This window comes from Bifidobacterium aesculapii (assembly GCF_001417815.1).
GTDB lineage: Bacteria > Actinomycetota > Actinomycetes > Actinomycetales > Bifidobacteriaceae > Bifidobacterium > Bifidobacterium aesculapii.
In genome coordinates this window covers 1-12624 of sequence record NZ_BCFK01000074.1, presented here as the reverse complement: position 1 = coordinate 12624, position 12624 = coordinate 1, and the positions used below count along the sequence as shown (strand labels likewise).

At 66.9% G+C, this 12624-nt stretch carries 7 protein-coding genes and 1 pseudogene; 6 read left to right on the top strand and 2 right to left on the bottom strand.

Annotation, left to right across the window (positions count from 1 at the left end; translation table 11 throughout):
* Nucleotides 1–161: 161 nt before the first annotated feature.
* Nucleotides 162–1397 carry an extracellular solute-binding protein gene (locus BFAL_RS10025; RefSeq protein ID WP_055428238.1) on the bottom strand — a complete coding sequence of 412 codons (1236 nt, stop codon included), beginning with the start codon at nucleotides 1395–1397 and terminating at the stop codon, nucleotides 162–164.
* Between the two features lie 254 nt (nucleotides 1398–1651).
* Here BFAL_RS10025 and BFAL_RS11170 point away from each other — a divergent pair.
* From BFAL_RS11170 to BFAL_RS10005, 4 genes and pseudogenes are all read left to right on the top strand, one after another.
* Nucleotides 1652–3247, top strand: a pseudogene (locus BFAL_RS11170) (alpha-amylase family glycosyl hydrolase); the annotation flags it as partial.
* 743 nt (nucleotides 3248–3990) lie between these two features.
* Nucleotides 3991–6783: a 4-alpha-glucanotransferase gene (gene malQ, locus BFAL_RS10015; RefSeq protein WP_055428237.1), complete on the top strand. Its 2793-nt coding sequence runs from the start codon at nucleotides 3991–3993 to the stop codon at nucleotides 6781–6783.
* Between the two features lie 321 nt (nucleotides 6784–7104).
* Nucleotides 7105–8898, top strand: a complete 1794-nt coding sequence (locus BFAL_RS10010; protein ID WP_055428236.1) for a glycoside hydrolase family 13 protein — start codon at nucleotides 7105–7107, stop codon at nucleotides 8896–8898.
* Between the two features lie 144 nt (nucleotides 8899–9042).
* Entirely contained in the window at nucleotides 9043–10074 is a 1032-nt protein-coding gene (locus BFAL_RS10005) for a LacI family DNA-binding transcriptional regulator (RefSeq protein ID WP_055428235.1), read from the top strand.
* Between the two features lie 37 nt (nucleotides 10075–10111).
* Here the strand turns inward: BFAL_RS10005 and BFAL_RS10000 are convergent, their stop codons facing one another.
* Nucleotides 10112–10825, bottom strand: coding sequence for a histidine phosphatase family protein (locus BFAL_RS10000; protein ID WP_055428234.1), 714 nt, complete (start codon nucleotides 10823–10825; stop codon nucleotides 10112–10114).
* A 141-nt stretch (nucleotides 10826–10966) separates the two neighbouring features.
* Between BFAL_RS10000 and BFAL_RS09995 the strand changes: the two genes are divergently transcribed.
* Together BFAL_RS09995 and BFAL_RS09990 are read left to right on the top strand one after the other, a co-directional pair.
* Complete coding sequence (locus BFAL_RS09995; protein ID WP_055428233.1) at nucleotides 10967–11344, top strand: DUF4235 domain-containing protein; 378 nt, start codon at nucleotides 10967–10969, stop codon at nucleotides 11342–11344.
* A 204-nt stretch (nucleotides 11345–11548) separates the two neighbouring features.
* A complete protein-coding gene (locus tag BFAL_RS09990) occupies nucleotides 11549–12331 on the top strand; it encodes a nitroreductase family protein (protein ID WP_055428232.1) in 783 nt (260 codons plus the stop codon).
* The last annotated feature ends 293 nt before the right edge of the window (nucleotides 12332–12624 follow it).

The window sequence follows — 12624 nt, the reverse complement described above, 5'->3', positions numbered from 1 at the left end:
GGTTGTTGGTTTGGTTGTTGGATTGTCGGCTTGGCCGACCGGATTGTTTGGGGTTCGGCGTTTCAGCCGATTCCCGCGATGTCACCCGATCCGCCGGCCGATCGCGGCCGGCCGATCGCGATTCGGAGGAATCGAATCGGAAGGCCGCAATCGGGCTTTCGTCACTCGGCGTAGGAGCCGACGGACTTGACCCAGGCGTCGGTCTTCTCGGCGGCGTTGTCCGCGGTGACCTCCTTGTTGACGATGGCCTTGCCGAAGGTCTCGGCCGGGGTCCACCAGTCGTTCATGCCGGCCAGGCCGGACTGCAGGATGGCGGTGTTGGCCATGGCGTCCGACTGCGCCTTGGCGACGGCGTCATCGGCGGTGAGGTCGGAGAGGGACTTGTCGGTCGGGATGATGCCGCGGGTCTCGTAGTGCAGCTTCTGCGCCTCGGTGGAGCCGAGGTAGGCGGCGAACTGGGCGGCGGCCTTCGGGTTCTTGGCGTTCGGGTTGTACGCGGCGGCCTTGGTGGCGGCGAAGGACTTCATCTGCTTGGTCTGGCCGTTGACGGTGAAGGTGGGCAGCTGGGCCACGCCCATGTTGTCGCCCAAGGCCTCCTTGATGTTCTCGGCGGACCAGGAGCCGGAGAAGAAGGCGTCGGCGGTGCCGGCCTGGATCTCGGAGAGGCCGGAGTTGTCGGCGCTGTTGTGGAAGTTCGGGTTGGCGGCCATGTCCACCAGGTACTTGGTGATGTCCGTGGCGTCCTTCGGGAAGACCATGCCGGCGCTCTCGTCGTTGCCCTTCTCGCCGAAGAGGCTCAGGCCGTCGTAGAAGCCGCCGATGTACCAGGAATCGACCAGCGGGAAGGCCACGACGCCCTTGGAGAGCATGGTGTCCAGGCTCTTGACGTCATCGTCGGTGTACTTCGCCTTGTTGTAGTACATGAACCAGGTGTTGTCGGTGTAGGGCACGCCGTAGTACTTGCCGTCGGAGCCGGTGACGGAGTCGACCTCGAGGTCGCCGTTCTGTTCCTTGATCTGGGCGGCGGCGTCCGTGCCGAGCTCGCCGATGGCGCCGAGCTTAATGAGGGTGCCGAGCTGGTCGGAGGCGAACATGTAGACGTCCGCGGCGGCGGAGGGGTCGGTCTGGACCTGCTTGGAGGCGTCGCCTTCGGAGACGACGTCGTTCTTCCACGTGATCTTGTATTCGGGGTGGGCCTTCTCGAAGCCCTTCTCCACCTGGCTCAGCCAGGAGTTGTCGCCGTCCTGATCCTCCTGCGGGGCCCACACGCTCAGCGTGATGGCTCCGCCGTCCGAGGAGTCGCCCTCGGCGGCGTTGTCGGAACCGCAGGCGGCGAGCGGCAGCAGCATGGCGGTGGCGGCGGCAAGGCCGATGGCCTTCTTCCCGTTGATCATCATTGATCCGTTCCTTTCTCAATGCGGGTTGATGTCCAACTCCGGATGCTCACGTTTTCAGTGCGTTCTGAAAACACCGCGTTGCATACGTTCACATTTGGTTACTACTGGTTCAAAATGTTTCGTTTGCAACGCTGCGGAACATCGCTGATTGCAAGTGTAGCACAGTTTTTGCATACGTTGGCATATGATGGGAAGCAACAGCAGGCGCACATGCCACGCAATGGCGCGAAACCACACGAACACAGGAGTTTGCCATGACCGAACACACACGACACGCCCAATCGGACCACCCCGACGACACGCCGACGCGCACCCCGACCCGACACGCCGGACTGCAAACACCAGGCAGCAGCGACACAGCAACCGACGCCGACAGCACCAGCTGGGGCGGCAACAGCGTCGCCGACACCACCGGCACCACACCAGCTGGCGCCACGGCACACGATGCCGCCATCGACTCCAGTTCCGCGCCCTCCACTACCCGGCCGCAATGGCTGGACGACGCCTGCTTCTACGAGGTCTACCCGCAATCGTTCAACGACTCGAACGGCGACGGCATCGGCGACATCCCCGGCATCACCGCCAAGCTCGACTACATCCGCAGCCTCGGCTGCAACGCGCTGTGGATCAACCCCTGCTACGATTCGCCGTTCAAGGACGCCGGCTACGACGTGCGCGACTACACGAAGGTCGCGCCTCGCTACGGCACGAACGGCGACCTCATCGCCCTGTTCCGAGCGGCGCACGAGCGCGGCATGCACGTGCTGCTCGACCTCGTGCCCGGACACACCAGCGAGGAGCACGCCTGGTTCCAGGCCAGCGCACGGCCCGACCCCGCCGACCGCGTCATCGCCGACCGCGAATCGGCACAGTCCGGAACACGCGACGGCACGGACGAATCGGAAAACCGCATGGCGGCCGGAGACGATCGCGGCGCAGGCGTCGAACACGTCTCCGAACGCTACATCTGGACCGACTCGTGGATCGCGGGCGGCGACGGCCTGCCGTTCATCGGCGGCGAAACCGAGCGGGACGGCACCTACATCCTCAACTTCTTCAAATGCCAGCCGGCGCTCAACTACGGTTTCGCACACCCCAAATACCCGTGGCAGAAGCCGGCGCTCGGCCCGGACGCCCTCGCCACCTGCGAGGCGCTGCTCGACGTGATGCGCTTCTGGCTCTCCCGCGGCGCCGACGGCTTCCGCGTGGACATGGCGGACAGTCTCGTCAAGCATGACGACGACGGCAAGCCGTACACCATCCGCACATGGCGGTACCTGTTCTCGAAGATCCGCGCCGAATACCCACAGGCGGCGTTCGTCTCCGAATGGGGACGGCCGCACGAATCGATGCAGGCCGGATTCGACATGGACTTCTACCTCGATTGGCGTTGGAACGGCGAGCCGAACGGCTACAACATGCTGCTGCGCAACACGGACACGCCGCTCGTCCGCGAACGCGACGCCAGCTATTTCAACGCGGACTCCGGCACATCCATCGCGCCGTTCCTCGCACAATACGTGCCGCAGCTGCGCGACTGCGAGCGCGCGGGAGGACGGTTCGACCTCATCACCTGCAACCATGACACGCCCCGGCTCGCCCAGCGGCTCACCATGCGCGAGCTCAAGTTGGCGTACGGCATGCTGCTGACCATGCCGGGATGCCCGTTCATCTATTACGGCGACGAACTGGGCATGCGCTACCGGCCGCTGCCCACCAAGGAGGGCGGCTACACGCGCACCGGCAGCCGCACGCCCATGCAGTGGGATGCGGGCGAGCCGAATCTGGGGTTCTCCAAGGCCGATGCCGGCCTGCTGTATCTGCCGGTCGAAAGCGGTTCGCCCGCGCCGGGCGCCACCGGCGAACCGCAAGACGTCGACGGATCACGCGCCGACGGCATGCCAAACGCAGACGCCGGATCGTGGACCGCTGCCGAAACGGACACCGCGCCGGTGACGGCAGTCGGCGCCATGGCCGATCCGGATTCGCTGTGGCATTGGATCGAAGTCGTGCTACGGCTGCGCCACACCACACCCGCACTGGCATCCGGCGCCGGTTTCGAGGTGCTGCACGGCGAGGGGCGCCTGTTCGCCTACCGGCGCACGGCGATAGGCGCGTCCGGGAGCGCCTCATCCGGGAGCGTCGCTGGCTGCGGATGCGCATCCGCAGCCACCTGCCGCGCGTCCAGTGACGGCGCGTCGAATGGCGACGCGTCCAATGATCACGCAATCGGAGACTCCGGCGAACACGGCGCCGCCGATTGCGTCATCGTGGCGATGAACCCCGGACGGGACACGCTGCGGCTGCCTCTTGAGGGAGCGGACCGCGACCGTACGGTTCGCCTGTCCGTCGGCGACCCCTCGCTCGAAGCGAATGGGCTGGTCCTGCCGCCTCAATCCTTCGCGATGCTGGGCTAATTGCGTTATGAGGGGTACATTTCAGGTCTCGCAGCCCCGATGTACCCCACGTAACGCAGTTACCTGAAATCTCGTCCGACCCGAGACACCCGAAAGGAAGCAGCAGCAGACCCCGACCCGACACGCGATTCCATCCAGTTCCACCCCGTAATCCCACCCATGCAAAGGAGCATCTTATGCACAACCCTCAGCCCAATCACCGCGGCTTCGGCACCGCTGCCGACCCAGCAGACGACCCCACAGCCGGCGTCGCCCACAACGCCACAGACGGCACCGGCACGCCGGGGACCGGCACCGCCCACGCCGAACCGCCCGCAAGCGAATCGCCCGAACGCCTGACCCGACCACTCATCCGCCTTGCCAAGGCGAGCGGCGTGGCCACCTCGTACATCGACCAGCTCGGCACGTATGTGGAGATCGCCGACGACGTGCTCGTGGACGTGCTCGCCGCACTCGGCGTGGACGCCTCCAGCTCCGAGGCCATCGGCCGCGAGCTGGATGCCATCGCCGCGCGAGAAGCCGCGCAGGTGCTGCCGTCGAAGACCATCGTCGTCACCGTCGAGGAGACGGGCGGCGCGGGCACAGACAACGCGAACACGAACGACGTGGACACGAACACGGACGGCACGGACATCGCCGACGGGTCTGCGCGCACTATACCATGCATGCCGGCACAAGCCACCGACGAAGCCACGGCTCCGAAACCCCGGACGCCGGACCGCGCAACGGCATGCGCGTCCGCACGACGGCTCACCCCCTCCGTCATCCGCCTGCACTGCCCGGACGGCTTCCCGGATGGCTTCCCCGAAGGTGCGGAGCCGTCGGTCACCATCACACTCGAGGATGGTTCCGTGCTGCATGGCGACGCCGCCGACCTCATGCCGGATTTCAACAGCGCGGACCTGCTGCTGACCTTGCCCGCCGAACTGCCCATCGGCTACCACACGCTGCGCGTGGACCTGCCCGCCTGCCCGTCTTCGGCACCGGCTTCGAACACAAACAGGGGACCGAAGCGAGTCGGAGGCGATGATGGCGAATCCACGGCAGACGAACATGCCGCAGGAGATTGCGCCCGGAAGGCCACGAACGCCACGAACGCCGCCCAAGCCACGACGACGAACACGGCATGGGCCGCAACGGAGCACATGGCGGAAACCGCCACGCTCATTGTGGCGCCGAAGCGCATCCCCCTGCCCGAAGCCCTCGCGCAGCACCCGCGATGGGGGTGGATGACGCAGCTGTATTCGGTGCGGTCGGCCGAATCGTGGGGCGTGGGCGACTACGGCGACCTGCGCCGGCTCGCCGCGGACGCCGCCGAACGCTCCGGCGCCGATTTCATGCTCATCAATCCGGCGCATGCGGGCGCGCCCGTGCCGCCGCTGGAGCCTTCGCCCTATCTGCCCCAATCGCGTCGGTTCCTCAATGTCACGTACATCCGCCCGCAGGATATTCCCGAATACGCCCACGCGGCGGACGGCGCATCGGATGACAGCAGCGCAGCGGGCGACGTCACACCGGCCAACAGCCCGTCACCGGCCAACAGCAGCGCGCCGGCCGGCACGTCCCACAACAGCCTCCGGGCACGCGTGCGTGAGCTGCACGCGCTCGTGTCCCCGCGCAACGGCGATCCGGATCCGCTGAATCTCAACGCCTCATGGCAGGCGAAGCGCGAGGCGCTGCGGCTCATCTTCGAGTCGCCGCGCAGCCCCGAGCGCGAAGCGGCGTTCGAGGCGTTCAAGCGCCAGTCCGGCTCCGATCTGGACGCATTCGCCGCGTGGTGCGTGGCGTTCGAGGTGTGGGGCGCGCCGTGGGAGACCGATTCCTGGTTCCTGCATACCAATCGCGACTCGCCCGAGGTCAAGGCGCTCGTGGAGGAGCATCATGACCTGTTCGAGTTCAATCGTTGGCTGCAGTGGATCGCCGACGAACAGCTGACCGCCGCGCAGCGGGCCGCCAAGAGGGCCGGCATGGCGGTGGGTCTCATGCTGGATATGGCGGTGGGCGTGCACGCGCTGGGCGTGGACGCCTGGTGGAATCCGGAACGGTTCGCGGGACGCGGCGTCACTGTGGGCTGCCCGCCCGATTTCTACAACCAGCAAGGGCAGGATTGGGGCCAGCCGCCGTTCCATCCGCAGTATCTGGAGGAGACCGGCTACCGCGTGTACCGGGACATGGTGCATGCGATGTTCGCGCATGCGGGTGCTGTGCGCATCGACCACATCCTCGGCCTGTTCCGCCTGTGGTGGATTCCGCGCGGCAAGGGTGCGCGGGGCGGCGCGTACGTGGCGTACGACCATGAGGCGATGCTGGCGGTGCTGGCCGTGGAGGCGACGCGCGCGCATGGCGTGGTGGTCGGCGAGGATCTGGGCACAGTGCCCGATTACGTGCGTACGATTCTGGCCGAGCACGGCGTGTTCGGCACCGATGTGGAGTGGTTCTCCCGTGTGGACGATTCGCCGAATGCAGGCGACCCGTACAAGCCGCCCACCGAGTACCGACGTCAGGCATTGGCTTCGGTGACCACGCACGACCTGCCGCCCACGGCCGGGTATCTGGAGTTCGAGCACGTGCGTCTACACGAGCGGCTGCATCTGCTCGACGGGCCGGTAGAGGAGTTCGCCGCCTCGGCGTGGGCGGAACGGCGTGCGATGCTGGACCGGCTGGTCGAGGGCGGATGGCTTGCCGCCGCGACGGCCGATGCGGCCCAGCGGGACATGCCTCTGCACGAGCAGGAGGTGGTGGAGGCGATGCACGCGATGCTCACGGCCACGCCGTCGCTGCTGTTGCAGGCGGCGCTGGTGGACGGCACCGGCCAACACGCCTCGGTGAACCAGCCGGGCACCTCGGACCAGTATCCGAACTGGCGCATCCCGTTGACGGACGGTGAGGGGCGCGTGGTGACGACCGATGAGGTGTTCTCCACGCCGCGCGTGCTCTCGCTGGCCGCGGTGATGAACCGGCAGGGCTGAAACGGCGTCCGGGGCTCGAGGTGCGGGTTGGCTGGTTTGCGCCCGCCAACCCGCACCGTCCTGCGCCCCACACCCTGCACCCACCACCCCGTGCCCGGCACCCCACACCCGGCACCGGCACCGGCACCGGCACCATCGAATGCTATCGTTGTCATCAATGCCGAAACGGCATCATCCGCCACTCGAAGGCGTGTGGATGAGCACGGTGGATAAACGATGCGCGTAGACGGTGAGAACGGCGATCGCCAACGCCGATCGCCGCAGCCGATCCGCGAAGACGATCGACTGCCGCAATCGGACGCAGACGGAAAGGACTGTCACATGACCACGAACAACGAGCACGACGACTGGTGGAAGCAGGCCGTCGTCTATCAGGTGTACCCACGCAGCTTCAAGGACGTGAACGGCGACGGCTTGGGCGACATCGCCGGCGTGACCGAGAAGATGGGCTATCTCAAGGACCTCGGCGTGGACGCCGTGTGGCTTTCGCCCTTCTACCCCTCCGACCTCGCCGACGGCGGCTACGACGTCATCGACTACCGCAACGTCGACCCGCGCCTCGGCACCATGGACGACTTCGACGCGATGGTCGCCGCCGCGCACGCCGCCGGCATCAAGGTGATCGTCGACATCGTGCCCAACCACACGGCCGACAAGCACGTCTTCTTCCAGGAGGCCCTCGCCTCCGCCCCCGGCTCGCCCGCACGCGACCGCTACATCTTCCGCGAAGGCCGCGGCGAAAACGGAGAACTGCCCCCGAACGACTGGCAGTCCATGTTCGGCGGCCCCGCCTGGACCCGCGTGCCCGACGGCCAGTGGTACCTCCACCTGTTCGCCAAGGAGCAGCCGGACGTCAACTGGAACAATCCGGACATCCACGCCGAGTTCATCAAGACCCTGCGCTTCTGGGCCGACCACGGCACCGACGGCTTCCGCATCGACGTGGCGCACGGCCTCGCCAAGGACCTCGAATCCACGCCCCTCGCGGACATGGCCGCCAACGACGTGCAGAACCAGCTGTGCCACGACTTCACCAGCCCGCTGTGGGACCGTCGCGAAGTGCACGAAATCTACCGCGAGTGGCGCCGCGAGGTGTTCGACCGCTACAATCCGCCGCGCTTCGCCGTCGCCGAGGCGTGGGTCGTGAACGAGCACCAGCACCTGTACGCCTCCACCGACGAGCTCGGCCAGTGCTTCAACTTCGACTTCGCGAAGGCCAGCTGGCTGCCCGAGGAGTTCCGTGCGGCCATCGAAGGCGGCATCGAGGCGGCCGCGGCCACGCACGGCTCGACCACCACGTGGGTGATGAACAATCACGACGTGCCGCGCAGCCCCACCCGCTACGGCCTGCCGCAGATCCCGAACGCACCGTACCACCAGCTCGCGCACGACTGGCTCATGCGCGACGGTTCCACGTACGTCGAGGACCGCGAGCTCGGCACACGCCGCGCCCGCGCCGCCGCGCTCATGGAGCTCGCGCTGCCCGGCGGCGTCTACGTCTACCAGGGCGAGGAGCTCGGCCTGTTCGAGGTCGCGGACATCCCGTGGGATCGTCTCGAGGACCCGACCGCGTTCAACACGCGCCGCGCCGCCACCGACAAGGGCCGCGACGGCTGCCGCGTCCCGCTGCCGTGGACCGCCGGCGAGGGCGAGGCGCGCCCGGCCGCGTGGAGCGACCGTTTCGCCGACGGCACGTCGTTCGGATTCTCGCCGGACGCGAAGGCCGACGGCACGCCCGCCGACGCCCCGCACCTGCCGCAGCCGTTGTGGTTCAAGGACTTCGCGGCGGACGTCGAGGAGCGCGACGCGTCTTCGATGCTCACGCTCTACCGCCGCGCGCTCGCCCTGCGCGCCACGCTGCTCACCGCCACCGGCGACACGTCCACGTTCGACTGGGTGGACATGGGCGCGGACGTCATCGCCTACCGCCGCCCCGCCGCCGCTGACGGCACGACCGACGCCGCGGCCACCGACGCCGCGCGCACGCTCACCGCCGTCACCAACTTCGGCGCCGCGCCCGTCGCGCTGCCCGAAGGCGACGTCGTGCTCGCCTCCGCCGCGCTCACCGACGACGGCCTCCTGCCGCAGGACGCGAGCGCCTGGGTGCTGCGCTGATATCCCGCTGTGGGACGCACGGCCACGCCCTGCGCCCCACAGCCCACAGCGATACCCGACACCCCCAACGCCCGCCTGCGCAGGCACGATACCGGCCCTTGGCATAAACACGATTCCCAGCTTGTCTGCGGTAAGGTGGAACGCATGAGCAGCAGCATCCAGGATGTCGCCAAAGCGGCCGGCGTCTCCATCTCCACAGTGTCGCGATCGTTCACCCGCCCCGACCTGGTGTCGGCGAAAACGCGCGAACGCGTGCTTCGCCTCGCCGACGAACTCAACTTCTCACTGTCGCGTTCCGCCGCCGCCCTCAAATCCGGCCGTTCCCTGCGCATCGCCGTGCTGATGAGCGGCCACCTGCGCATGTGGTTCACCGCCTCCGTGATCGAAGGCCTCAACGACGTGTTCCACGCGCAAGGCTACGACATCTCCATCTTCCAGATCTCCAGCGCCGAGGAGCGCCGCGAATTCTTCGCCATGCTGCCGGTCCGCCGCAACGCGGATGCCGTCATCGTCGTCTCGTTCGACATCGACGCCGCCGAAACCGCCCAACTCGCCTCGATCGGCGTGCCGATCATCGGCGTCAACTCCGTCGCCGACGCGGAACAGCACGGGTTCGCCGCATCCGTCACCATCGACGACGGCCAAGGCGCGACGCTCGCCGCACGGCACCTGCTCACGCTCGGACATCACGACATCGCATACATCACCACGTCACGCGACGTCTCACTCCACTTCTCCGTACGCGGCCGCTTCGACGTGTTCATGGACTACTGCACGCGCAAAGGCGTCACACCGCACGCCATCGAATGTCAGGTGGACGACGACGGCCACTACGAAATCGGCGACGTCGTCACGCAGCTGATGAGTCTCGACACGATGCCCACCGCCATCGCCTGCCAGGAGGACGGCATCGCCCTGCCGCTCATCTTCCAGCTCGAACGCAACGGATTCACCGTTCCCGGCGACGTATCCGTCATCGGCTACGACGACAGCTTCTACGCCGACGACATCGGACTGACGACGATCCGGCAGGATCCGATCGAAACGGCGCACATCGCCGCGCACATGACGCTCGACCTCATCAACGGCAACAACAAGGACCACCAGTTCCGCACGTTGTCCGCGCAACTGGTGGTCCGCTCCAGCACCGGCAAACCGGCGACGACGGTGCAGTAGCCGAACCGTCGCGCCGGTGACAGCCGTCAGACAATCGTCAACAGTTCCAACGTTCGATGACGTTGTCCCCCTTGTACTTGCTGAGCACACAGTAGTGCGCGGTGTCGAGGCGGAGGAGACGCGCGAACCGCGGCTCCACGCCGAGCCACTGCGACGTCAGGATGCGCAGGATGTGCGCGTGCGCGACGAACAGCACGTTATGACCGGACTCCAGCATCGGCAACACCGCGTCGATGGCGCCGCGCGCTCGCGCCGCGGCCTCCTCGACGGTCTCGCCGGGCCCCTCGTGCACCGGCACCTGCCGCCCGTCCGGCAGCGTCTCCGTCCAATCGCCCTGCATCGACTCCGGCAACGACCGCGGACCGTCACGCCACACGTCCCACTGGAATCCGGCCATATCGCTGATCTGCTGACGCGTGCGCCCCTCGGCGCTGCCGTAATCCCACTCGGCGATGCCGTCCAACGTGCCGGGATGCTCGAAACCGGCCAGCACGGCCGTTTCGTGCGCACGGATCAGTGGACTGGAGAACACGCATCCCTCGTCGAATCCGCTCGGGAACGCGGCGCGCAGACGCGCTCCCGCGTCCCTCGCCTGCTGCCTGCCGGTCTCGGTCAACGGAATGTCGGTACGTCCGGTGTGCTGCCCTGACTGGCTCCACGCGGTCTGCCCGTGACGCAGCAGCACCAAGTAGCCGGCACCGCCGCGGGATGCGTCGACGGCCACGGTGCCGTCCGATTGTTGATTGCTCATAGCCCCCACTGTAACCCCAGACCGGCCGCGACTCCACTTCATGACCACATGATTCGCGCGGACGCAGCGTTGGAGATTGTGGGGTGACCGCGTGAGGCGCACAGGCATACGGACGCACGTGGTACGGCTAGACTGTGGCATATGAGTGAGGCAAAGCATCGTAATACCGTATCCTCGGCCGACCGCACCGTCGAAGCCCTCCATCAGGTCGACGCGAAAGTGAACGCGTTACGCGACCAGCGTCTCAACGATCCGGATACGCTCGGCGACAAACTGCTCAAATGGGCGGTGCCGTCGCTCGTCGGTCTCATCGGCGGCAAACTGTTCCAATACGTGTGGGACCGCGGCATCTCACGGCGCAACGTGCGCCGCGGACTCGCCGCCGACGCGCCGCAGGGCATGGCGGCGAGTCTCGCGTTCGCGGCGGCCTCCGCGGCCGTCGGCGCGGTCATCGGGCAACTGTCCGACCGCGGATCGCAGGCGTTCGTCGAGCGCAGGCACCGTCGCCGCAGGCGGTGACGTGCGCGAAAGCGACGCACGCACTGACGCGTGTAACTGACGCACACGCCACTCACGCACACGTCACTCACACACGTGTCAACTGCACACGCCGCGGGCGGGCACGGACGTTCGCTCTCGTGCAGGCACTGACGCACACGCCGATGTACGCGGACAGCGCAAGCCCGGGCACGATTTGGGCAGCGCCAGAACGACAATGGTCGTATGGTTACCAATACGACTATCGAAACCCTGTTGAACCGCCGTTCGATTCGCGCCTTCAAGGACGAGGCGATCGACGATGACACCCGCGCGACGCTCGAAACCGTCGCACAGCACGCCGCTTCCAGCCAATATCTCAACGACTGGTCCGCGATTCGCATCACCGACCCCGAGCGCAAGGCGAAATTCGCCGAAATCGGCCGTCAACCGTATATCGCGCAGGCGCCGCTGCTGTACCTGTTCATCATCGACGAGCACCGCAACGCGCGTATCGCCGCGCGGAAAGGCGTGGACGCGCACTCGGACGCATGGATGCTGACCTCCAGCTACCGTTTCACGCAAGCACAGAATGATGCCGTGCTCGCGCTGCACGCGATGGAAACCGCCGCGTACTCGCTGGGGCTCGGCTGCGTAATCCTCGGCTCCGTGCTCAACGACATCGACGCGCTGATCGACGTGTGCGAGCTGCCGGAATTCACCTACCCGGTGCTGGCGATCGCGATCGGCAAGCCCGATCAGGATCCTGCGGTGAAGCCGCGCATGCCGCGGTCGATGCAGTTCTTCGAGAACACGTATCCGAAGGACGGCGACGATGCCGGCGATGATGTGGTGCTGGCCGGCCTGGACGAGTTCGACGAGGCCGTGCACCAGTATTACGATCTGCGCAACACCGACCGTCCGGTCGATGCGTTCAGTGATCAGATCGCGAAGGTCGGCGTGCAGAGCGTAGCCGGTAAGGAACTGTTGCCGCGTGCCGCTGCGCAGGGGTTTTGTTTGGATTGTTGATTGCGGGTCCGTTGGTCCGGTCCGTTGTCGGCTTGGCACCGGTCTTTTCCGCGGTCCATGTGCGATCGCCATGGTTCGCGGGGAGGGGCTGGTGCCGGGTCGCGGCCGGGTCCGGGTCGTGTGCGGGGCGTCTGCCGGCCGCGTTGCGGATACGGGAGGGGTCTCCCGGACCGGTGTGCGTGGGGTCTCCCGCATGCATGCGATCGTGCGCGTGGATGACGGGAAGGCCCCGGGGGCGTCGTCGTTCCGTCGGGTTCGCGTGGGGTTTCCCGTTTGGGTGTTGATATGGGAAG